Source organism: Millisia brevis NBRC 105863 (assembly GCF_001552615.1).
Lineage (GTDB): Bacteria > Actinomycetota > Actinomycetes > Mycobacteriales > Mycobacteriaceae > Millisia > Millisia brevis.
Map to the genome: position 1 here is coordinate 196884 of NZ_BCRN01000008.1, position 20872 is coordinate 217755.

General features: G+C 68.7%; 22 protein-coding genes and 1 tRNA gene. 14 read left to right on the forward strand and 9 right to left on the reverse strand.

Annotation, left to right across the window (positions count from 1 at the left end; all coding sequences use genetic code 11):
- Nucleotides 1-7: 7 nt before the first annotated feature.
- Entirely contained in the window at nt 8-850 is an 843-nt protein-coding gene (locus MB1_RS13350) for a carbon-nitrogen hydrolase family protein (RefSeq protein WP_066907858.1), read from the reverse strand.
- A 56-nt stretch (nt 851-906) separates the two neighbouring features.
- Between MB1_RS13350 and MB1_RS13355 the strand changes: the two genes are divergently transcribed.
- On the forward strand, nt 907-1548 hold the full coding sequence (locus MB1_RS13355) for a GntR family transcriptional regulator (RefSeq protein WP_066907861.1): 642 nt from the start codon (nt 907-909) through the stop codon (nt 1546-1548).
- On the opposite strand, the gene MB1_RS13360 is transcribed toward MB1_RS13355, so the two are convergent.
- Nucleotides 1520-2851, reverse strand: coding sequence for an MFS transporter (locus tag MB1_RS13360; protein ID WP_066907864.1), 1332 nt, complete (start codon nt 2849-2851; stop codon nt 1520-1522). The two genes, MB1_RS13355 and MB1_RS13360, sit on opposite strands and share 29 nt — an antisense overlap.
- Nucleotides 2852-2982: 131 nt before the next feature.
- On the opposite strand from MB1_RS13360, the gene MB1_RS13365 reads away from it, so the two are divergent.
- Together MB1_RS13365 and MB1_RS13370 are read left to right on the forward strand one after the other, a co-directional pair.
- Complete coding sequence (locus tag MB1_RS13365; RefSeq protein ID WP_066907867.1) at nt 2983-3675, forward strand: DUF2848 domain-containing protein; 693 nt, start codon at nt 2983-2985, stop codon at nt 3673-3675.
- A 267-nt stretch (nt 3676-3942) separates the two neighbouring features.
- Nucleotides 3943-4566: a YitT family protein gene (locus tag MB1_RS13370; RefSeq protein WP_066908043.1), complete on the forward strand. Its 624-nt coding sequence runs from the start codon at nt 3943-3945 to the stop codon at nt 4564-4566.
- On the opposite strand, the gene MB1_RS13375 is transcribed toward MB1_RS13370, so the two are convergent.
- Nucleotides 4551-5231 (reverse strand): TetR/AcrR family transcriptional regulator, encoded by a 681-nt coding sequence (locus MB1_RS13375; RefSeq protein WP_066907870.1) that lies wholly within the window; start codon nt 5229-5231, stop codon nt 4551-4553. The genes MB1_RS13370 and MB1_RS13375 overlap by 16 nt on opposite strands.
- Before the next feature lie 99 nt (nt 5232-5330).
- Here MB1_RS13375 and MB1_RS13380 point away from each other — a divergent pair, with 99 nt between their 5' ends.
- Nucleotides 5331-6326 carry an ABC transporter ATP-binding protein gene (locus MB1_RS13380; RefSeq protein ID WP_066907874.1) on the forward strand — a complete coding sequence of 332 codons (996 nt, stop codon included), beginning with the start codon at nt 5331-5333 and terminating at the stop codon, nt 6324-6326.
- Complete coding sequence (locus MB1_RS13385) at nt 6323-7147, forward strand: ABC transporter permease (RefSeq protein WP_066907877.1); 825 nt, start codon at nt 6323-6325, stop codon at nt 7145-7147. Before MB1_RS13380 ends, MB1_RS13385 begins: the two co-directional genes overlap by 4 nt.
- Here the strand turns inward: MB1_RS13385 and MB1_RS13390 are convergent.
- Nucleotides 7052-7861, reverse strand: a complete 810-nt coding sequence (locus tag MB1_RS13390) for a TetR/AcrR family transcriptional regulator (RefSeq protein ID WP_066907880.1) — start codon at nt 7859-7861, stop codon at nt 7052-7054. The genes MB1_RS13385 and MB1_RS13390 overlap by 96 nt on opposite strands.
- An 82-nt stretch (nt 7862-7943) precedes the next feature.
- Here MB1_RS13390 and MB1_RS13395 point away from each other — a divergent pair, with 82 nt between their 5' ends.
- Entirely contained in the window at nt 7944-9776 is a 1833-nt protein-coding gene (locus MB1_RS13395) for an ABC transporter ATP-binding protein (RefSeq protein ID WP_066907883.1), read from the forward strand.
- Nucleotides 9773-11512 carry an ABC transporter ATP-binding protein gene (locus tag MB1_RS13400; protein ID WP_066907886.1) on the forward strand — a complete coding sequence of 580 codons (1740 nt, stop codon included), beginning with the start codon at nt 9773-9775 and terminating at the stop codon, nt 11510-11512. Before MB1_RS13395 ends, MB1_RS13400 begins: the two co-directional genes overlap by 4 nt.
- A 9-nt stretch (nt 11513-11521) precedes the next feature.
- Here MB1_RS13400 and MB1_RS13405 read toward each other — a convergent pair whose 3' ends face one another.
- Nucleotides 11522-12463, reverse strand: coding sequence for an SDR family oxidoreductase (locus MB1_RS13405; protein ID WP_066908046.1), 942 nt, complete (start codon nt 12461-12463; stop codon nt 11522-11524).
- A gap of 176 nt (nt 12464-12639) precedes the next feature.
- Here MB1_RS13405 and MB1_RS13410 point away from each other — a divergent pair, with 176 nt between their 5' ends.
- A complete protein-coding gene (locus MB1_RS13410) occupies nt 12640-13611 on the forward strand; it encodes an isopenicillin N synthase family dioxygenase (protein ID WP_066907889.1) in 972 nt (323 codons plus the stop codon).
- 24 nt (nt 13612-13635) lie between these two features.
- Here the strand turns inward: MB1_RS13410 and MB1_RS13415 are convergent, their stop codons facing one another.
- Nucleotides 13636-14064, reverse strand: a complete 429-nt coding sequence (locus MB1_RS13415; protein WP_084351700.1) for a response regulator transcription factor — start codon at nt 14062-14064, stop codon at nt 13636-13638.
- Between the two features lie 119 nt (nt 14065-14183).
- Here MB1_RS13415 and MB1_RS13420 point away from each other — a divergent pair, with 119 nt between their 5' ends.
- From MB1_RS13420 to MB1_RS13425, 3 genes are all read left to right on the forward strand, one after another.
- Nucleotides 14184-15377: a DNA polymerase III subunit delta' gene (locus tag MB1_RS13420; RefSeq protein WP_066907892.1), complete on the forward strand. Its 1194-nt coding sequence runs from the start codon at nt 14184-14186 to the stop codon at nt 15375-15377.
- A gap of 57 nt (nt 15378-15434) precedes the next feature.
- Nucleotides 15435-15557, forward strand: coding sequence for a hypothetical protein (locus MB1_RS26815; protein ID WP_281190055.1), 123 nt, complete (start codon nt 15435-15437; stop codon nt 15555-15557).
- A gap of 69 nt (nt 15558-15626) precedes the next feature.
- Nucleotides 15627-15699, forward strand: a tRNA-Thr gene (locus MB1_RS13425).
- Between the two features lie 242 nt (nt 15700-15941).
- Here MB1_RS13425 and MB1_RS25645 read toward each other — a convergent pair.
- The gene (locus MB1_RS25645; RefSeq protein WP_157084056.1) at nt 15942-16097 is read right to left on the reverse strand and encodes a hypothetical protein; all 156 of its coding nucleotides are present in this window, start codon (nt 16095-16097) and stop codon (nt 15942-15944) included.
- 618 nt (nt 16098-16715) lie between these two features.
- Between MB1_RS25645 and MB1_RS13430 the strand changes: the two genes are divergently transcribed.
- From MB1_RS13430 to MB1_RS25115, 3 genes are all read left to right on the forward strand, one after another.
- On the forward strand, nt 16716-17132 hold the full coding sequence (locus MB1_RS13430; RefSeq protein ID WP_066907895.1) for a hypothetical protein: 417 nt from the start codon (nt 16716-16718) through the stop codon (nt 17130-17132).
- A complete protein-coding gene (locus MB1_RS13435) occupies nt 17129-17647 on the forward strand; it encodes a hypothetical protein (RefSeq protein WP_157084057.1) in 519 nt (172 codons plus the stop codon). The genes MB1_RS13430 and MB1_RS13435 overlap by 4 nt, the downstream gene beginning before the upstream one ends.
- A 104-nt stretch (nt 17648-17751) precedes the next feature.
- Nucleotides 17752-18183 (forward strand): helix-turn-helix domain-containing protein, encoded by a 432-nt coding sequence (locus MB1_RS25115; protein ID WP_169801658.1) that lies wholly within the window; start codon nt 17752-17754, stop codon nt 18181-18183.
- A 66-nt stretch (nt 18184-18249) separates the two neighbouring features.
- On the opposite strand, the gene thiE is transcribed toward MB1_RS25115, so the two are convergent.
- Nucleotides 18250-18921 carry a thiamine phosphate synthase gene (thiE, locus tag MB1_RS13440; protein WP_084351704.1) on the reverse strand — a complete coding sequence of 224 codons (672 nt, stop codon included), beginning with the start codon at nt 18919-18921 and terminating at the stop codon, nt 18250-18252.
- A 24-nt stretch (nt 18922-18945) separates the two neighbouring features.
- The gene (locus MB1_RS13445; protein ID WP_245650176.1) at nt 18946-20670 is read right to left on the reverse strand and encodes an AMP-binding protein; all 1725 of its coding nucleotides are present in this window, start codon (nt 20668-20670) and stop codon (nt 18946-18948) included.
- Between the last annotated feature and the right edge of the window lie 202 nt (nt 20671-20872).

A 20872-nucleotide genomic window follows, 5' to 3' on the forward strand; every position in this document is an offset into this window, starting at 1 on the left:
GGCGTCCTCACGCCCGCTCGGACGTGAGGACCTCCGCGTCGGAGGGAAAGCTGCGGCGATTCGCCAGAACCGGCAACGATGCCCGAACCGCTCCCAGCTCGTCGAGATCGATGTCGACGATCAGCAGCTCGGATGCCGCTCCCAGGGCCCCGTGGACGACGCCGTTCGGGCCGACCACCAGGCTGTGCCCGACGCCGGTCGGAGCGGATCCGCTCGCCGGCCCGCCATCGGCGGCTGGATCGGCCTGCCCGCAGGCCGCGACGAAGGTTGTCGAGTCGAGTGCGCGCGCCCGGGCGAGCAGCTGCCACTGATCGACCTTGCCGGGGCCCGCGCCCCACGAGGCCGATACGGAGATCAACTGCGCTCCGCGGTCGGCCAGGGTCTGGAAGAGGGCCGGGAAGCGAATGTCGTAACACGTTGCGACACCGAGCATCAGCCCGCCGATGTCGACGACGAGCGGCTCGGTGCCGGGCGCCACGGTGTCGGATTCGGCGAACCCGAAGGCGTCATAGAGATGAATCTTGTCGTAGTGGGCGTCGACACCGGGGCCGACAACGATCACCGTATTGCGCACGCGCCCACTGTCGGTGGGGGTGAACATGCCCGCGACCAGAGTGACGCCGTGGCGCTCGGCGATCCTGCGCACGGCATTCGCCCACGGTCCGGTCACGGGCTGCGCCACCTCGGCCAACGGCTCACCGAATCGACGCATCATCGCCTCCGGGAACACGACGATCGACGCCCCGTCGGCAACGGCTGCGGCTGTGTGGTTCTCGATGATTCCGAGATTCTCGTCCGGGTCCGCGGTGCTGTTCACCTGCGCGAGCGCTATCCGCCGGGTTGATGACATACGACATGCTCCTCGTTCGATCGAGCCGGCTCACGGCCGGGGTGTATACAGGCAGTATGCAGAAGCTCTCGGGCCGGGAAAAGGCGTACACGTACGTGCGCGATCAGATCCTCACCTCGCCGACCAGCGAAGGGACGTTCCTCAACGAACAGGACCTCGCGACGCAGATCGGGGTGTCGCGCACCCCGGTCCGAGAGGCCCTGCTGATGCTCGAGGCCGAAGGATTGATCGAACTGGTCCCGAAGCGTGGCGCCCTGGTGCCCGCGATGTCGGGGCGACAGCTCACCGAGTTGATGGACCTGCGAGGGGCGCTCGAGCGGCACGCCGCATCGCGGGTACTTGCGACGGGGACCGCGCCGGTCGCCGAGATGCGTGAGGCGGCGAAGGCGCAGGATGCCCTGGCGGGCAGCGATTCCCGTGATGATGCGAAGGCGTTCATCGATCTGGACAGGCTCTTTCATCAGTCGTTGATCGACGCGGCGCGCAACGATCTGCTCTCGCGTACCTACGCCGGCCTGCGGGTGCGGCAGATGCGTGCGGGTCTCGCCGCGTTGTTCGCCTCGCCGAATCGCCAACGCCGGGTCTGTGTCGAGCACGAGGCCATCGTCGCCGCTCTGGAAAGTGGCGACGAGGCTCGTACGCACGAGGCGATCGACGATCACCTCGAGGTCACCTTGCAGGTACTTCTCCGGACGTAGCGGCCGGCACCGCCGCGAACTTCTCCTCCTCGTCGAGGTCGGGATTGCGGCCGAGCGCCAACCCGGTGATGGTGATGACGCCGACGGCTGCGATGTAGAAGAACACCGGTACCCAGGAGTCGGTCCGGCTCAGCAGGTAGGTGAAGATCAGCGGGGCAAGCGCGCCGCCGAAGACGCCGGCGATGGTGTAGGCGAGCGAGCTGCCGGTGGAGCGGAGCCGGACGGTGAACTGCTCGGTCACGAACGCGGCCTGCGGTCCGTACATGAAGGAGTGGAAGGCCAGCCCCACGCCGATTCCCAGGATCATCAGCGGCCACGAGCTGCCACCGATGATGAGGAAGAACACCGGGACCCAGAGGACTCCGCCGACGGCGGCGATGCCGTAGACGAGGCGCCGGTTGATCCTGTCGGAGATCGCGCCGGCCAGCGGGATCAGTCCGAGCTGGAAGGCCGAGCCGATCAGGATGGCGACCAGCACCTGGCTGCGGTCGAAGCCGAGTTTGTTGACGCCGTAGGTGATCGAGAAGACGGTGAACAACGCATAGATCACATCGGGGGCGATCCGGGACATGATCGCGGCCACCAACGGTCGGGTCTGGGTGCGGAAGACCGCGCTGATCGGCGCCTCGGCGCGCTCGCCGGACTCCTGCAGGGCCTTGAAGACCGGGGTGTCCTCGAGCTTGAGGCGGATCCACAGGCCGAATCCGACGAGCACGGCCGACAGCAGGAATGCGATACGCCAGCCCCAGGATTCGAACTGACTGTCCGTCAGGGCCAACGTGAGCAGGGCGAGGGTGCCGTTGGCCAGCAGGTTGCCGGCGGGCGGGCCGATCTGCGCGGCAGATGACCAGAACCCGCGCTGCGACGGCTTTCCGTATTCGCTCGACAGCAGGACCGCGCCACCCCACTCGCCGCCGACGGCGACGCCCTGGGCAAAGCGCATGAGAACCAACAGGATCGGAGCCGCGATCCCGATACTGGCGTAGGGCGGGATCAGGCCGATCAGGAACGTGGTCACGCCGATCAACAGCAGCGTGATGACCAGAAGCTGCTTGCGGCCGATGATGTCGCCGAGCCGTCCGAAGACGAAGCCGCCCAACGGGCGGGCCACATATCCGACGGCGTACGTGGAGAAGGCCAGCAGGGTTCCGGTCAGTGGATCGTCCGACGGGAAGAAGACCGCCGGGAAAACCAAGGCCGCGGCGGCGGAGTAGATGGCGAAGTCGTACCACTCCAATGCGGTGCCGGTGAGGCTTGCCGCGAATGCCTTGACGAGGCTTTTTCTGTCGACTGGTGTCGTCATCGCAATTCAGCTCCAGTTCAGTCCCGGTCGTTCCGGGTTCCGTTGTACGTCCTCCATACTTGATGTATACAAGCGGTATGCGCAACTGCGCGGAAGATTCGGAAACAAGCTCGTAACGAGGAGTTGTAGCCATGCTGACCTTTCACCTGCCCGATGGCCGCACGGAGTCCGTCGAACCCACCGTGCTGCTGAATGCCGGCTACGCCGGACGCAACCAAGCCGAGGTGGCGCACCACATCGCGGAATTGGCCGAACTCGGCGTTCCGGCGCCGACCACCACGCCGTCGCTGTACGCCGTTTCGCCCTACCTGGCGCAGCAGACCGACATCGTCAGCGTTCAGCACGGCCGCACGTCGGGAGAGGCCGAATGGGGCATCGTCCTGCTGGGCGATCGCGACGAGGACGTCCTGCTGGTCGCGGCCTGCGACCACACCGACCGGGAGTTGGAACGGCACGGCGTCGCCTGGAGCAAGAACGCGTCCCCGGATGTGCTGTCGCGAAAGGCGTGGCGGCTGATCGACATCGCCGGGCACCTGGACCGGATCACCATGCGGGCGTGGGTCGGTCACGGAGGGGCCGGCGCCGATACGTTGATCCAGGACGGTACGGTCGCCGACCTGCTCGATCCGTTCTACTGGCTCGACGTGCTTGCCGAGCGTGGCCTGAAAACCCGCGGCACCGTGCTCATCTCGGGAACGATCTCGATGCTGCCGGGAGTCGACCAGTTCGTCGACACCTGGCGGGTCGAGCTCGGGGATCCGACGACCGGCGACACGCTCGAGTGTGGGTACCGGGTTGCGCCGATGCCCGCTCCGATCGGCTAGTACCGACCCGGTTGCGGTCGCGCCGGTCCCGATCGGTCCGGGTCGGGACCCGCGACCACCCGGGTGACGCACCCGACCGGAGGTGATCGATGCCGGCGGTGGTCGATATAGACCGGGGCAGATGCGGACGGGGTCGATACAGACCGGAGTCGATGCGGATGGGCGGCCCGGCGGACGGTGAGGTCGGTGGAGTGGCATCGCGGACGGGCGGGGCCGGTCGGGCGCGCTTACGATGACCGAGCCGAGTCGAGCGAAGGAGAACTCGCCGTGACCGTTCCGCCGATTCCGCAGCCGGCCGTCATCCGCCACACCACGACCGAGGACGTCCTCGCCGTGGTGACCGGTACGTTCCTCGCGTCGCTCGGGCTGTTCCTGCTGCGCTCGGCGGACGCGGTGACCGGCGGAACGGCGGGTGTCGCGCTGCTGGTCAGTCTGGCGACCGGGCTACCGCTGAGCGTGCTGTTGATCCTGGTCAACATCCCCTTCTTCGGCCTCGGGCTCTGGCTCAAGGGGTGGGCGTTCACGCTCAAGACGATCGTGTGCGTCTCGGCGATGTCGCTGTTCAGCGAGGTGCACCAGTGGGCGCTCGGCGACATTCACCTGCCCGCGCTCTACGCGGCGCTCGGCGGCAACCTCATGATCGGCGTCGGCATCCTGGTGCTCTTCCGGCACGGCGCGAGCCTCGGCGGCTTCAACGTCCTGGCGCTGATCCTGCAGGAGCGGTTCGGCTGGCGGGCCGGCTACGTCCAGATGGCTCTCGACGTCGTCGTGGTGCTGGTCGCTCTCGCGGTGGTGCCGTTCACCAACGTCTTGATCTCGGCGTTGGGCGCCGTGGTGCTCAATATCGTTCTGGCCCTGAATCATCGGCCGGGGCGCTATCTCGGCGGCTGATCCGTCCGCGCCCGGACGATGCCGAACAGCAGGGCGTCGATGCCGGCGGTGAAGGTGTCGTCGTCGCCGGGTGTCGGTCCGGTCGAGCTCATCGCCCCGGCGAGGTGGGGCAGATCGCCGTCGGCGAGCATCGCCGCGATATGTGCGCCGACCGCGGCGGTCGACTCGGTGGAGGACTGCCGGGCGGCGAACATGGCCACCCAGCCGGAGATCATCGCGGCGCCGAGCATGGGGGAATCGCCCTCCCGCATGCCCGGCGCCAATGCGCCGACCAGGCGGTCGAGAAAGACCAGCGCGCGGGGTCCGGGCTGCGTCGTCGAAGCGGTCGCCACCAACCACGGATGACGCAGGTGGATCGCCCGCGACACCTCCGCGAGGGCATGGACATCCGTGCGGACGTCGCCGGTGGGGCGCGGATAGGTGACGTCGGACAGGACGGCGTCGGCCATCAGCGCGAGCAGGTCGTCCTTGCCGCCGACGTACCGATAGAGCGAGGGTGCCGCGGCGTTCAACTCGGCGGCGACCCGCCGCATCGACACCGCGCCGATCCCGTCCGCGTCGGCGATCCGCACGCAGGCCGCCGCGATGTCCTCGAGGGTGTGGGTCGGCTTGGGGCCCGGTCGACGATCGGCGGACCGCCGCCACAGTGATCGCCCGTCCGACATGACCTACAGCATGCCGCACGCCCGGTCACCTTCGACAAATGCGAACGATGTACGCAATCTGCTATAACTGCTTACAGTGTTTGCGGATCGGAGGTTCTCATGACGGACGCAGCCATCGAGGCGATCGATCTCACCCGACGATTCGGCGATCGAACCGCGGTCGACACCCTGAATCTGCTGGTCGAGCCCGGCACCGTGCACGCGCTGCTCGGGCCCAGCGGCTCCGGCAAGACCACGATCGTGCGGATGCTCGCCACCTTGCTGCGTCCGACCGCGGGCACCGCCCGCGTCCTCGGCGCCGATGTCGTGCGTGACGCCGACCTCGTGCGCCGGCGCATCGGGTTGATCGGGCAGGACAGTGCCGTCGACCCGAGGATGACCGGCGTCGAGAATCTGCGCATGATCGCCCGGCTGGGCGGGCTGTCCAGGACTGAGACGCGTCGGGCCATCGACGACCTACCGGCCCGATTCGGGCTGGCCGACGCCGCGCATCGACTGGTCTCGACGTGGTCCGGCGGTATGCGCAGGCGCCTCGACATCGCCTGCGCGGTGGTCGCGTCCCCGGCGGTCCTCTTCCTCGACGAACCGACCACCGGGCTCGACCCGCGCAACCGTCGGGCGGTGCACGACCACGTACGCGGCCTGGTCGCCGGGGGTACCGCGGTGCTGTTGACCACCCAATATCTCGACGAGGCTGCGCGATTGGCGGATGCGGTGACGATCGTCGACCGCGGCGTCGTGGTCGCCACCGGCGCGCCGGACGCCGTGGTGCGCCGCGCCCACGGATGCCTCGACGTGGAACTGGTCGATGCCGCCGAACCCGATGGGCTCGAGGAGGTGATCGCCGCACTGGGTGGACGCCGCGCGCTGCCTGCGCCCGGCGCGACCGAGGCGGACACCGGATCCGGGGTCGGAGCGGGCGCCGCCGGCGGATCGGTTGCCGATCGGATCACCTTCGAGATCCCGGCGGACCTGTTGCTGGTGGAGGTCGTGCGGGCGCTCGATCGCGCCGGAATCGTGGTCCGGGACCTCGACCGTCGGCGGCCCACTCTCGACGACGCCTTCCTCGCCGCGACCGAAAGGACAGCTCCGTGATCGACCGTGTCACAACGACTCCCACGACCGAACGCCGTGTCGCGCTCCTCCCTGCGGTCGGGGTGGTCGCACGGCGGTCGTTGACGGTCTACCGGCATTCGCCGGGCCTGCTCGCCGTCACCCTGGCGGCGCCGCTCGGCATGATGCTGCTGTTCGGTTACCTCTTCGGCGGGGCCCTCGCCGGTGGAGGCACCGCGGCCGAATATCGCGCTTTCCTGGTGCCGGGGGTACTGGTGCTGGTCGCCGCCATGGGGTTGACCTCCACCGCGGGCACCGCCAATGCCGATGCGAACCGGGGGATGAGCGACCGGCTGCGGGCGCTGCCGATCCGATCGGTGACGGTACCGCTCGGATCCGCGGTCGCCGAGGCGATCACCGGCGTCGTCGTCATCGGCGCGATGACCGGAGCCGGTCTGCTGATCGGCTGGCGCATCCATGCGTCGGCGGGCATGGTCGTGGCCGGATTTGCTCTGCTGCTGGCCTTTCGGGTCGCCCTGTCGATCCTCGGGGTGGCCCTGGGGACGGCGATCCGCGACCCGCTGATGCTGCAGCAGGTGGCGCCGTTGATCTTCGGCACCCTGATGCTGTCGAACGTCTTCGTTCCGGTCGACACCATGCCGGTCGGCTTGCGGCAGGTCGCCGAGTGGAATCCGATCAGCGCCGTCGTCGCCGCGCTGCGGGAACTGTTCGGCGGGCAGGTGCCGGTCGAGTCCGGTGCGTGGCCGCTACGCGAACCCGTGGCCGCCTCGATCATGTGGACGATCGTGATCGGGGTGGTCGGGACGGCCATCGCCGCCCGGTCCTTCCGGGTCGCTGCCTGATCGACCCGGTTCCGCCAATCGATGTGCGACCCCGTCGAGCACCAGGTCGATCTTGTCGCGCCACCAGGTGCTGGGTGCTTCCGGCGTGCCCATCGCTTCGAACATGATGTGGGCGAACCGATCCGTGGCATCGGAGGCGTCAGTGGCATCGGAGGCGCCGGAGTCGACGATCGCCGACGCCCGCTCCCGGCCGGTCGGCGTACCCGGTATCCCGGCGACCGGAGCGTCCAGCGCGGTGATCATCAGGTGTGAATCGGTGACCATGTCGCCGATCGTGTCGACGACCAACGCGGCCAGATACTCCGAGCATCCGGTCAGATCGATCAGGGTCTGCATCATGGTCGCGGCGTGCGTGATCATGGTGGGCGGCGTGCTCATCGTCGTGCGCAGGTAGCGCGATAGGCCCGGAACACGTTCGTAGATATCCCAGATGGCCTCGGTGCACGACCGCGCGTAGCTGCGCCACCCCCCGTCGGGCTGCGGCATCTCGATGCGGCGGATCGCCTCCTCGGCGGCGGCGTCCAACATGTCCGCCCGATTGCGGACGTGACCGTAGAGCGTCGACTGGTCGACCCCGAGGCGTTCGGCGACCGTCGAGGTGGTCGCGGCGTCGAATCCGAGGTCGAGGACGGTCTCGATGATCGCGGACCGCGAGATGCGGGCCGGTCGACCCGGCCGCGCTCCGGACCCCTCGGATATACGCCGTGGACTCATGCTTAGGGAAGCCTTTCCTTCTTCACGATTCGGGGATACCCTGGGCGCCAGTTTCCCATAGCGTGTGAGAAATAGGAGCGAGATGGACGGCGTCGATCAGAAACCTCCGGCCGAGGCCGAGGCCGAGGCCGGGGCCGAGCCGGCCGACCCGCGAGCGGCCAAGCGGGCCGAACGGGAGGCGAGGGCCTTCATCCTGGCGCCGATCAGTGGTCGGCTGACCGTTGCGAGCCTGATCGTGCTGGTCGCCTCGGTCTGCGCGGTCGCGCCCTTCGTGCTGATCGTCGAAGCCTCCCGGTTGCTGCTCGACGGCGACCCGGACGCTGCCCGGCGCACGGCGTTGATCGCGATCGCCGTCCTGGGTGTGCGCGGACTGCTCTACTCCGGCTCCCTGCTGTGGACCCACTTCCTCGACAACCGCAACCAGCTGACATTGCGAACGATGCTCGCCGCCAAGCTGACCCGGGTGCCGCTCGGCTGGTTCACCGACCGCAGCTCGGCCGACGTCAAGAAGCTCCTGCAGGATGACGTCGATGCCCTGCACGTCATGGTCGCCCACGCCCGCCTGGAATTTGTTGCCGCCATGGCCGTTCCGGGAATCTCCCTGATCTATCTGTTCTGGGTCGACTGGCGGCTCGCGATCGTGCTGTTGCTGCCGTTGCTCGGCTACAGCCTGGCGCTGGCCAAGATGATGGGCTCGGGATACAGCGAAAAGATGCGCGAGTACTACGCCTGGGAACGGCGCGGTGAGGCCGCGACCGTCGAATTCGTCGACGGCATCCAGGTGGTGCGGACCTTCGGACAGATCGGGCGCGCGCACAAGCGATTTCAGGAATCCGTCGACGGATTCGCCGCCTACTTCCGCGCCTGGACCGCGCCGATGACCCGGATCGAGGCGGGTGCCGGTGTGCTGCTCAACCCGGTCTTCCTGATGTCGGTGGTCCTGGTCGCGGGTCTGTTGTTGATCGGTGCGGGCATGCCGCCGCTGGATCTGCTGCCGTTCCTGCTGCTCGGGCCGGGCTTGGGCGCGACGGTGCTGACCGTCGGCTTCGCCACCCAGTCATTGCGGCAGGCGAACGCGGCGGCGGTCCGACTGCGCGACCTCGACACCACCGCCGAACTCGACCATCTGCCGACGGAGCAGGTGGACGGCGAACCCGGCCGGGTGCGCTTCGAGGACGTGCACTTCGCCTACCGCTCCGACCGGGACGTGCTGCGCGGCGTCACCGTCGAACTCGCACCGGGAACCATCACCGCCCTGGTCGGCCCCAGCGGCTCCGGCAAGTCGACCCTCGCGCGGCTGCTGCCCCGCTTCTTCGACGTCACGCGAGGGCGGATCACCATCGGCGGCCGCGACATCCGATCGATCCCGGCGGCGGAGCTCTACCGTCTCGTCGGATTCGTCTTCCAGGATGTGCGGCTGCTGCGCGACACCGTCCGCGCCAACCTCACGATCGCCGACCCGGATGCCGACGACGCGGCGATCGAGCGGGCCGCCCGCGCGGCGCAGATCCACGAGCGCATCCTGGAGCTGCCCCGCGGCTACGACTCGGTGATCGGCGAGGACGCGGTGCTCTCCGGCGGTGAGGCGCAACGCCTCTCGATCGCCCGCGCCCTGCTGGCCGATACCCCGATCCTCGTCCTCGACGAGGCCACCGCCTTCGCCGACCCGGAGTCCGAGGCCGCCATCCAGGATGCGTTGGCCCATCTGGTCGCCGACCGCACCGTCCTGGTGATCGCGCATCGCCTGCACACGATCACCGACGTCGATCGTCTGGTGGTCCTCGACGAGGGGCGGGTGGTCCAGGAAGGGACCCACCGGGAACTGGTCGACGTCGACGGTGTCTACCGCCGACTGTGGGATGCCAACGAGGCCGCGGTGCGCGACCTCGCCGATAGCGAAGAGGTCGCCCGATGATCCGCTCCCTGATCGCACTGGTACCGCCGGCGCACCGGTCGCTGCTGCCGCGCTACGCCGCCGCCCTGGTGATTCTCGCCGTGGCCCAGGGGATCGCATACGCGATGCTCGCCCCGTTGCTCGAAGCGGTCTTCGACGACCGGCTCAACCAGGCCTGGACATGGTTGGCAGGTATCGGTGTTGCCCTGATCGTCGTCGCGGTGGCGAGCTACCAACAGGCGATGATCGGCCTCAACATCGGCATCGGCATGCTGCGCGACCTGCAGATGCGGCTCGGCGACCACCTCGCCACGCTGCCGCTCGGCTGGTTCGGACCCGCCACCGCGGGGCGGGCGTCGCGAGTGATCGTCTCCAGTACCCGCGAGGTGATGGGTGTCTTCGCTCATCTGGTCGCCCCCTTGGTCACCGCGATCATCGTCCCCACGACCGTTGCGGTGGCGATGTTGTTCGTCGACTGGCGGGTCTCGGTGGCGATGGTGATCGCCGCGCCGGTGCTCTATCTGGTGAATCGGTGGGGCAACTCGCTCTACGGCCGCGCCGCCGTCGGGAGCCATGCCGCCGCGGCAGAGGCCAACACTCGGGTCCTCGAATTCGCTCAGGCACAACCCGTTCTGCGGGCATTCGGCGCCGTTGAGCACGGCTCCGGACAGTTGGCCGATGCGCTCGACCGGCAGCGCAAGGCAGGACGCACCTCGATCCTCGCGGCCGTTCCCTCGCTCTTCCTGTTCGCCTTCGTCGTCCAACTGGCGTTCATCCTGCTGGTCTGGCTGGTGCTGAGCCTCGCCACCGGGGGAGACCTGTCGCCGGCGGTGGCGATCGCCCTGATCGCCGTCGGCTCACGCTTCATCGAGCCGGTCGCCCAGGCCGCGGACATGAGCACCGCGATCCGGGGCGCCGCGGTGGCCGCCGACCGGATCAACGATCTGCTCAACACCCCCGCCGTCGCCGAACCGGAGCAGTCCGCACAGCCGCGCGATACCGGGCTGCGCTTCGACGGCGTGACCTTCGGCTACCGGCAGGACGATCCGACACCGGTGCTGTCCGATGTGTCGTTCACCGCGGCCCCCGGCACGACCACCGCCATCGTCGGGCCGAGTGGCAGCGGCAAGACCACGCTGCTGCGGCTGGCCGCCCGCTTCTACGACGTCGACTCCGGCACGGTCGAATTCGGCGGCCACGATGTGCGCGACTACCACTCCGGCGTTCTGCTGTCGCGGATCTCGCCGGTCTTCCAGGACGTCTACCTCTTCGACCAGTCGGTGATCGACAACATCCGCATCGGTCGCCCCGACGCCGATGACGAGGAGGTGCTGCGGGCGGCCCGCTCCGCGCGGGTCGACGAGATCGTCGACCGGCTGCCCGACGGGTGGGATACCCGCGTCGGCGAGGGCGGCGCGGCGCTGTCCGGTGGTGAACGTCAACGCGTCTCGATCGCCCGCGCCCTGCTCAAGGCCGCCCCGGTGGTGCTGCTCGACGAGGCGACCAGCGCGCTCGATCCGGCCGGCGAGGCGGCGGTGGTGCGTGGCGTTCGCGAACTGACCGCGGGGGCAACCGTTCTGGTGGTCGCGCACCGCTTGTCGACCATCCGCCACGCCGACCGCATCCTGTTCCTCGAACGGGGGCGGATCGTCGAGGAGGGCACCCACGACGAATTGCTCGCGCTGGCCGGTCGGTACGCGGCGTTCTGGAACGAACGCAGCCGGGCGGCGGGATGGCGGCTCGCGCCGACCGGCTGAACGACGGGGTTAGGCGGCGTACTGCACCTTGGTGAGCTCCTCGGAGACGTCCCAGAGTCGGGCGGCGTCCGCGGTGCTGCGCAGCGGCTTGTAGAGATTCTGCTCACCCGGGGCGCCACCGAGATGGCCGGGGCCGCTGGGACCGTAGAACTTTCCGCCCTCGGCCCGCGGCGAGGTAGCGGCGTAGACGGCGGGAAGGCCGGCGGACTGCGCGGTGCCCAGCAGGATGCCCCGCGACGACAGCGCGCGGATCAGGCGCACGCCGAGGGTGTCGCTGTCACGGCCGATCTCGGGTCGGGCGGCCAGCAGGCTGGTCGGCGCCACACCGGGATGCGAGACATTGCTGGTGATGCCCCAACCGTTGGCTCGGCTGCGGCGATCCAGTTCGAGACCGAACAGGCCGCAGGCGATCTTGGACTGGCTATAGGACTTGTCGCCGTTGTACTCGCGTTCCCACTGCAGGTTGTCCCAGTTGATACCGCCACTGCGAGCGGAGACGCTGGCCTGGGAGGTCACCCGCGCCTGCCCGGCGCGCAGCAGCGGAAGCAGGTGGCCGGTCAACGCAAAGTGACCGAGATGGTTGGTGCCGAACTGGATTTCGAATCCGTCGCCGGTGGCCTGGCGCTCCGGCGGGGTCATCAGACCGGCGTTGTTGATCAGGATGTGGATCGGCTGCTCCTCGGCCAGCAGCGTCTCGCCCAATGCGGCGACCGACGCCAGCGACGACAGATCCAACTGTCGCAGCGAGACGTTCGCGTCCGGGGTGGCCTTCCGGATCGACGCGATCGCGGCCTCGCCTTTGGTGGGATTGCGCACCGGCATGATCACCTCGGCTCCCGCGGCGGCGAGCCGACCTGCGATCCCCAGGCCGATCCCGTCGCTCGCGCCGGTGACGACGGCTCGCTTTCCGGTCAGATCCGGTACGTCGATCTCGATGGGCCTGCGGGGCATCACATTCTCCTTGTTGGTGGTGTTCCTCCAGGATGGTCGACCCGCCCGGGCCTATCCAGGACCTGCCGATCCACCGATAGCCGGGACGTGCCCGCGGCCGCCGACCGCCCATCCGGCGAAATGCCGGCCACCGGGCGATCATGAAGGCGTCCTACCGCCGCAGAACGGAGACGACCATGAGCGAGAGCCCGATCCTGACGGTGGACCTCGCCCGATGGCGCGCCGGCGGTCACGAGGCTCGACAGGTCTGCGTCGACGTCGACACCTCCCTGCAGCAGGCGGGCTTCCTGTTGGTGACCGGACACGGGATCGACCCGAGTCTGCCCGTCGACCTGCGCGCCGCCGCCCGCGAGTTCTTCGCCCTGCCGGCGGAGACCAAGGGGCGGTACGCCGTCGGCGTCGGCGGCCGCGGCTGGATCGGGCCCGGGATGGAGGCCAACGGCTACGCCGAGGGCACCGAGACGCCGCCCGACCTGAAGGAGACCTACAACTCGGGGGCCCAAACCCCGGTCGGCATCCCCGAGGTCGACAACTTCTGGTTCGCTCCGAACGTCTGGCCCGCCGAGACTCCCGGTCTGCGAGAACTGTTCGAGGCGTGGACAACCCGGGTCAAGGCGCTTTCCGACGATCTGTTGGCCCTGATGGCCGGCGCGCTCGGGATGGTCGACGCCGACAATCCCTTCCGCGACCTTGCCGGCGCCGCCACATGGACGTCGAATATCAATCACTATCCGCCGATGACCGCGGTCGGCCGGCCCGAGCCCGGGCAGTTCCGCATCGGGCCGCATACCGATTTCGGAACCGTCACCGTGCTCGACCGGGAGCCGGGTCCCGGCGGTCTACAGGTCTTCAGCGCCGACGGTGGTTGGGCCGATGCGCCGTACGATCCGGCGGCGTTGACCATCAACATCGGTGACCTGCTCGAATACTGGTCCGGTGGGCGCTGGCCGGCCGGGCGTCATCGGGTGCTCCCGCCGCAGGACGACGCCCCCGAGGAGGACCTGGTGTCGCTGATCTTCTTCTACGAACTCGACCACGACGCCGTCGTCACCCCGTTGCGGCCGCCGATCGGGGTACGCGATGACCTACCGCCGGTGGTGGCCGGGGAGTTCATCGCCGAACGCCTGGAGGCGATCACCCTCGGGTGAACGCTTGGCAGTTCCGGTCGGCGATCAGGGGCGTGATGCGAGCTGTTCGAGCAACAGGGAGGTCACCGTCTCGGACAACTCCAGCGGATCGATCGGCTGCGCGACCACCGCGTCGGCCCGCGACCAGCGCGCCAGCCACCGGTCGTCCTGTCGACCGATCAACACCAGGATCGGCGGGCACGGGTCGACCTCGTCCCGCAACTGCTTGGCCAGACCCATGCCCCCGGTCGGGCTCGCCTCGCCGTCGAGGACCGCCAAGGCGATCCCGCCCTGCTCGATCAGCCGGATGGCGGCGGGGGCGGTCGCCGACTCGATATACCGCAGCGGCGGCAGATCGCGATGCAGACGGACGCCGAGCGCCTGGCGGATCTGCTCGCGCACCAGCGCCGACGTGCTGTAGAGCAGGATGGCCAGCCCCTGGTCCGGGGTGTTCCCGCGAGTGATCTCTGCCACACCACGAGGGTAGCGGCTGTGGCCCGATCGCGGACGGGGATGGGCGGGCCGGCCGTCTGCCCCGGGCGTGGGGGAGACGCCGCATCCGACTGTCGGTGCCGACCGATAGTGTCCGGAGGATGGGGAGCGTCTTCGATCGGCTGGTCGGCCAGGACGAGGTGGTGGCCGGCCTCACCGACGCCGCGGTCGCGGCGCGCCTCGACGACCCCGGCTCCCGCATGACGCAGTCGTGGCTGTTCACCGGCCCACCCGGCTCCGGCCGCTCCAACGCCGCGGTCGCCTTCGCCGCCGCCCTGCAATGCACCGACCCGGGCATGCCCGGCTGCGGGCACTGCCATTCCTGTTCCACCGTGCTCGCCGGCACCCACGCCGACGTCCGCCGCGTCATCCCCGAGGGGCTGAGCATCGGCGTCAAGGAGATGCGCGAGCTGGTGTCCGTCGCGTCCCGGCGGCCCGGTGTCGGGCGCTACCAGGTGGTGATCGTCGAGGACGCCGACCGCCTCACCGAGGGCGCCGGCAACGTGCTGCTCAAGATCGTCGAGGAACCGCCCGCCCGCACCGTCTTTCTCCTGTGCGCCCCGTCGGTAGACCCCGAGGACATCTCGGTGACGCTGCGCTCCCGCTGCCGGCATGTCGCGCTGACGACCCCTTCCGTCGATGCGATCGCCCGGGTGCTGATCGAGGCCGACGGCTTCGACCCGGAGCAGGCGCGGATCGCCGCCGGGATCTCCGGTGGTCACGTCGGCCGGGCCCGCCGCCTCGCCCGCGACGAGCAGGCTCGCGAACACCGCAACCGCGCCCTCGATCTGGCGTCGGCGGCATTGCAGCCGGCCCGCGCCTACGCCGCCGCCGAGGCGCTGGCCGCGGCCGCCGACCTCGAAGCCCGCCAGGTCGGCGAGCAGCGCGACGAACGCGAGCTCGAGGAATTGCGCACCGCCCTCGGCGCCGGAGGTACCGGCAAGGGGACCGCCGGCACCCTGCGCGGCGCGATGAGCGTGATCCGCGATCTGGAGCGGCGGCAGAAGTCGCGCGCCACCCGCACCGGCCGCGACACCCTCGACCGGGCGCTGATCGACCTCGCCGGGATGTTCCGCGACGCGTTGGCGGTCTCGATGCGCGCCTCGGTCGCCGCGACGCACCCGGACCGGGATCGTCAGGCCCGTGAGTTGGCCCAACAGCTGTCGTCCACCCAACTGTTGCGCAGCCTCGAAGCGGTGCTCGCCTGCCGCTCGGCGCTGGATATGAACGTCAAACCGCGCTTCGCGCTCGCGGCGATGGTCGCCGAGATCACCGCCGCCGCGGCCGCGCGCTGACCGATCGTCCGGCGGCGGACGGTGGCGGCGGGCGCACGATCCACGCAGACTGGAGGCATGCTGTTCGAACTGTTTTCACTCGTGATGATCATCGGCGCGCTGGTGGTCGTGTGGCCCTACGCCCGTCGCGTCTTCCGCCGGGACGACACGAACAAGCACGACTACTCCAACCGGCGCTGACCGTCGCACCCACTCGTTTCTCCGCGACGTGGTCCCCGGGCTACACTCGTCCGCGGCCCACACGGCCACGCCGCCTTAGCTCAGTCGGTAGAGCGCTTCACTCGTAATGAAAAGGTCGGGGGTTCGATTCCCCCAGGCGGCTCAACCCCCCGGGCGCCCGATGTCGGATCGGTTCCGGGGATCGTCTCCACCCGCGGCCAAAGCTCGGTTACCGGCACCTCCAACATTTCGGCGAGGAGCGACAGCTCCCCGATCGAGAAGACCGCGTTCTCGAAGCTTCTTCGAGAACGCGGTCTGTGTGACGCCCCCGACCTGGCCCCAACCCGGTTCGCCGCCGACTACATGCGGCAGGTTCGTGACCGGTTGCGGGACTGGCCTGCAGGGTTATTCGAAGACATCCGCCCCGAACTCGTGGAAGCACTCGAGCACGCCGAAACGGTGGATCAGGTGACCGACCGGGTTGGCCGGATCCTCGGTATCGACGCGAAATCCCGGCGGCTCCGAGACCGCATCACCGCCCTGCAACACCGGCTCGCCCACCCCGATGTGGCCCGAACACCGGCGCCGCATGCGCGCCCGGTTGGCCCGCCTGTTGGATGCGAAAACGGATGCGGATTTGGAGTGGCGGTGGCGAGCCCAACGCATCGCCCGCACCGAAACTACCGCGGCTCTGAACGCCGGGACGCTGCAGGCCGCCGTGTTGGCCTCCGAACTGGCCGGGGGGCAAAGCGTGGTTATCGGAACGAGACCACGGGGTGCGACACCACCACCGCATAGCCGATGGGCAGATCGTCAGGTTGTGCGAACGGTTCACCGTCGGACCCGTCGCCCGACTACTCCACCTCCGGGACCCCGCAGAACCACCGGAGTCGCTAATCAACTGCCGGTGCTCGTTGCACATCCTCATCGCCGAGCAAGTGCAAGCCGAGTTGCAGGGCCAAGAAGGCGGCCACGGTGTTGCTGGCGGGTTCGCACGATTGGGCCCCGACGACCCAGCTGCCTACACCGGCGAACCGTAACCACGGCAACAGTTGCCGCACCGTCACCCGGCGACCCGAAACCTGTCGGCCCGGCCACTTACCATCGGCGAGGAAATAGTGCCCTCGCGAGCGGATCAGGCTCCGAGGGCGTGACCGACCGGGAGGGGTCGATAACCGAATGTTAATCACTGGCGCCCTGTTCGCCGACCACGTCGAAGGCAACGGCGCAAAAGCCGACATCACCGGCGGGGTGTGGGATTACGTCACCGTGCCCAGGGAACATGTGGGGACCGGCCACACTGGTTTCCTCCAGATGGTGGTGCTTGGGCAAGCCACACCGGACGATCTCAACCGGGACCACATCATTCACGCCGTCGTCTACGACCCTGACGGAGTGGCGGTCGGTGGCATTGACTTCGAGTACCCGGGACACGCATCGACGGCAGAGAACCGCGTGTTGTGGTTTCCGGTTGAGCATCGCATCACGAAGCTTGGCAGGTACGGGTTCCGCGTCTGGGCCAACGACCGGGACGATCAGGGGATCAGTATCGGGTTGGATCTTCGTGCGGATGACCGGCGAGAGGAAACCCGGTGAAGCTCGGTTCGGAGATCGGTGTTCTGACCCACCGGGTTGGTGTGGTCACTATTCGCCAGGTCGACGGGTGGCCCGAGACGATGAGGGTGGCATATGCGGCTGTCGTCGAACAGGGAGAGGGAGTCGGGTACGACGGCCCGCCAGTGGCGATGCTGGTGACGGTGTATGACCCGACAAGTCCCGAGGCCAAGGAGCTTCGAGCCACTCACGGGCGGATCAATCCCGAACGGTGGGGCGGGGTCCACCTGCAGGTGGACAATGTTTTCGCGGCCGAGGACTTTCGGTACAAGCCCGGAGATGAACTATCGCCCGCGGTGGCGGTCGGCAGGTTCCTGCGCGGCATACACCTGTTCACCCACCACTCCCCTCATAGGTCGCCGAAAGGTGACCGTTGGGCCCGGAATGTCGGCGGTGAGGTGCCGGATACCGAGGTGTCGCCAGATAGTGGCTGCTTGGTTGAGTGGATGCAGAAGAGGTTGTTCAAGCTCAACGAATCGCTGATCGCGGAGGATTGATCAGGTCGGTATGGGGCCACGAGAGAAGCCGGTCCACGGTCCACGAAAGCTAGCGTGCGTACTGAGATCGCGTAGTTGCGCGCAATATGTCTATATTGGTGCGCATGACCAATCTTGAGGAGTCTCGGGCAGTGGGTGAGTTGTTGCGTTCCGCCAGGGAGGCGGCCGGGTTGTCCGGTCGCGGTGCTGCCAAGGCGGCCTCGATCAGCGAAACCCGATGGAGGCAACTGGAAAGCGGTGTCAACGACGGCCGGCCAACATCGGCCCCGTTGGCAACCCTGCGGTCGGCCGCGCAAGCTGTCGGGGCCGATGTTGCCGATGTGCTGCGTGCCGCCGGGTTCGGGGAGCCGGAAGACTGGGAACCGGCGCCTCCGCCCCGTATCCGCCAGTTGGATGTATCAGACCTGACCCCGATGCAGGTTGCGCAGGTGCGCGGGTACATTGCGGGACTGAAGGACGGCGGCATCAACAGTCCCGGGTGCCAACGCGAACCGTCCTCCGCCAAACCCACCCTAAAAACGGGGCGCCCGGTCTGATATGGGGTATGTACTCCTAATGAAAGGTCGGGTTTCGATTTCCCTGGGCGGCTCCATGGTTCGGCGTCATACCCGGCCCCAGGCGCGGGTGAGTTCCTGCGCGGCGGCGCGGGGATCGTCGGCCGCGCAGATCCACGACACGACCGCCACCCCCGCGAGACCCTCGGCGCGCAGGCCGGGAACGTCGTCGACCACGATGCCGCCGATCGCCACCGCCGGCAGGGCGGTGCCGCGCGCGAGCGCCCCCACCCCGGCCACACCGATCGCCTCCGGGGCGTCCGCCTTCGAGGATGTCGCCCGCACCACGCCGATCCCGACGTAGTCGATACGCACGTCCGCCGCCTCGGCGGCCGCGATCTCCGCCGCCGTATTGGCGGTCAACCCGATGATCGCGTCCGGTCCGACCAATTCGCGCACCACCTCGACCGGCAGGTCGCCCTGCCCGATGTGTACCCCGGCGACGCCCACCCCGCGCGCCCGGGCGGCGCAGAAGACGTCGACCCGGTCGTTCACCAGCACCGGGACGTGCCCCGGCAGCCGCTCGACCAACGTCTCCACCAGCGCCAACACATCGCGGGCGGGCGCATGCTTCTCCCGCACCTGCACCGTCGTCACCCCGCCGGCGACCGCCTCCTCGACGACGGCAGCGATGTCGTGCCCGCGCCCGGCGGCCTGCGCGCCGTCGGTCACCAGATAGATCGACAGATCGACCATCACATTGCCCGCCGCTCGGTCCATCCCCGCAGGATAGAGCGCCGCGGTTCAGGCGTCCGCCGCGCCGGCGAGCCGTCGCAGTTCGCGGCGCAGGATCTTCCCCGTGGTGGTCAGCGGCAGTTCGTCGAGAAAGCGGATCACCCGGGGGTACTGGTAGAAGGCCAACTTCTGCTTGACCCGCACCTGGAGCTGTCCGGCGATCAGGTCCCGGTCGGTGTCGCTCTCACCACCCGGCGACTCGGTGAGGACAACAAACGCCTGGATCGACTCGCCGCGCAGCGCGTCGGGTACGCCCACGACGCCCGCCATCGCCACCCGGGGATGCCCGAGCAGGCACTCCTCGATCTCTCCGGGACCGATCCGATACCCCGACGAGGAGATGACGTCGTCGATGCGGCCGCGGTACCAGAGGTTGCCCGCCGCGTCGCTCGAGCCGAGGTCGCCGGTGTGGATCCAGCCGTCGCGCCGCTTGTCCGCGGTCTTCTCCGGTTGCCGCCAGTACTCCAGGAACTGCCCGGGATTGTCCGCCGCGACGCAGATCTCGCCGACCTCGCCGGCCGGCACCGGTCGAGAGTCCGGGTCGAGAATCGCCACGGTGAAGCCGGGGAAGGCGCGGCCCATCGACTCCGGTGCGGGCGTCCACTGCGACCGGGACGTGCCGACGGTCATGTTGATCTCGGTCTGCCCGTAGAACTCGTTGATCGGCACACCGAGCGTCGCGTTCACCCAGTTCGGCAGCGCGGAACCGAGCGATTCACCGCCGGTGGCGATCATTCGCAACACCAGCTGATCGGCCGAGGGTGGCAGGTCGGCGCCGCGCATATGCTTCAAGGCCGTCGGTGGGATGAACGCCAATGTGACCCGGTGGCGCCGCATCAGGTCGATCGCCCCCTGTGGGGTGAACGGATCCGGTGACGCGACCACCGGGCAGCCGAGGGCAAGGGCCGGGAAGAGCACATCGAACAGTCCACCGATCCAGGCCCAGTCCGCCGGGGTCCAGAACACATCATCCGGTTGCGGCGCATCATCGAACGCGATTCGCACGCCGGGCAGATGCGCCGCCAAGGCGCGATGTCCGTGCACCGCACCCTTGGGACTACCGGTGGTGCCGGAGGTGTAGATGATGATCGCCGGCGAATCCGGTGTCGTGTCGGCCGTCCCGTGGTACTCCGGCGCGGAGGCGAGCAGAGCATCGAATCGCAGTCGCCCGAATCCCGGTGGCTCGAATCCCGTTGGTCCGCTGCTCATGTCCGGCTCTCCGACCAGCACCGTCGCAGCGAGGTCGGGGATGTCGACCAGTTCGTCGGCGATACGGTGATGGATCGCGGCGTCGATGATCAGAACCCGCGCACCCGAGTCGCGGAGTCGATGACCGACCGCCTCGGCGCCGAACTTCACCGACAGCGGCACGGTCACCAGCCCGGCGCGGAACGCACCCAGGTGGGCGGCGAGGACTTCGACACCCTGCGGGATCATCACCGCGACACGGTCGCCGACAGCGAGTCCCAGCTCACCCAACGCCCCGGCGACTCGGCGGCTGAGCGACGCGACATCCCCGAAGGTATGGGTGGTCGACACGCCGGCAGTGTCGACGATCAGCGCGGTGTCGTGCGGGTGGGGCAGGTCGACGCACGCCCGGGCGATGTTGAACGAGTCGGGGATGTGCCGGCCGAAATCGGCGCCGGTGATCGGCCGCCACCACGGTTCTGCCGGCCGCCGTTCGCTGGTTGCCTCCTCGCCGGTTCGGTTCTCCTCGAACGGTTTCGATGTCACGTCATCCTCACAGGGTCGGGCGATGTCACGCGCTGCCGTAGTGGGGAATCGTCACATTCGACACCGCCTGCAACTGACCGGGATTCACACATCACCGCCGGGTTGCTCGGGACTGTCTCGAGAACGGACACATATCCGGGTGGCGCGCGTCACACGATGTGCCTGCGCTTCTACGAAAGGCAGATGAGATGCAAGGTCAAAC

Coding starts and splice junctions, on each gene's coding strand:
- MB1_RS13350 (WP_066907858.1), bottom strand. CDS start 850: ATGTCATCAACCCGGCGGATAGCGCTCGCGCAGGTGAACAGCACCGCG.
- MB1_RS13355 (WP_066907861.1), top strand. CDS start 907: ATGCAGAAGCTCTCGGGCCGGGAAAAGGCGTACACGTACGTGCGCGAT.
- MB1_RS13360 (WP_066907864.1), bottom strand. CDS start 2,851: ATGACGACACCAGTCGACAGAAAAAGCCTCGTCAAGGCATTCGCGGCA.
- MB1_RS13365 (WP_066907867.1), top strand. CDS start 2,983: ATGCTGACCTTTCACCTGCCCGATGGCCGCACGGAGTCCGTCGAACCC.
- MB1_RS13375 (WP_066907870.1), bottom strand. CDS start 5,231: ATGTCGGACGGGCGATCACTGTGGCGGCGGTCCGCCGATCGTCGACCG.
- MB1_RS13380 (WP_066907874.1), top strand. CDS start 5,331: ATGACGGACGCAGCCATCGAGGCGATCGATCTCACCCGACGATTCGGC.
- MB1_RS13390 (WP_066907880.1), bottom strand. CDS start 7,861: ATGAGTCCACGGCGTATATCCGAGGGGTCCGGAGCGCGGCCGGGTCGA.
- MB1_RS13395 (WP_066907883.1), top strand. CDS start 7,944: ATGGACGGCGTCGATCAGAAACCTCCGGCCGAGGCCGAGGCCGAGGCC.
- MB1_RS13400 (WP_066907886.1), top strand. CDS start 9,773: ATGATCCGCTCCCTGATCGCACTGGTACCGCCGGCGCACCGGTCGCTG.
- MB1_RS13405 (WP_066908046.1), bottom strand. CDS start 12,463: ATGCCCCGCAGGCCCATCGAGATCGACGTACCGGATCTGACCGGAAAG.
- MB1_RS13410 (WP_066907889.1), top strand. CDS start 12,640: ATGAGCGAGAGCCCGATCCTGACGGTGGACCTCGCCCGATGGCGCGCC.
- MB1_RS13420 (WP_066907892.1), top strand. CDS start 14,184: ATGGGGAGCGTCTTCGATCGGCTGGTCGGCCAGGACGAGGTGGTGGCC.
- MB1_RS26815 (WP_281190055.1), top strand. CDS start 15,435: ATGCTGTTCGAACTGTTTTCACTCGTGATGATCATCGGCGCGCTGGTG.
- MB1_RS13430 (WP_066907895.1), top strand. CDS start 16,716: ATGTTAATCACTGGCGCCCTGTTCGCCGACCACGTCGAAGGCAACGGC.
- MB1_RS25115 (WP_169801658.1), top strand. CDS start 17,752: ATGACCAATCTTGAGGAGTCTCGGGCAGTGGGTGAGTTGTTGCGTTCC.
- thiE (WP_084351704.1), bottom strand. CDS start 18,921: ATGGACCGAGCGGCGGGCAATGTGATGGTCGATCTGTCGATCTATCTG.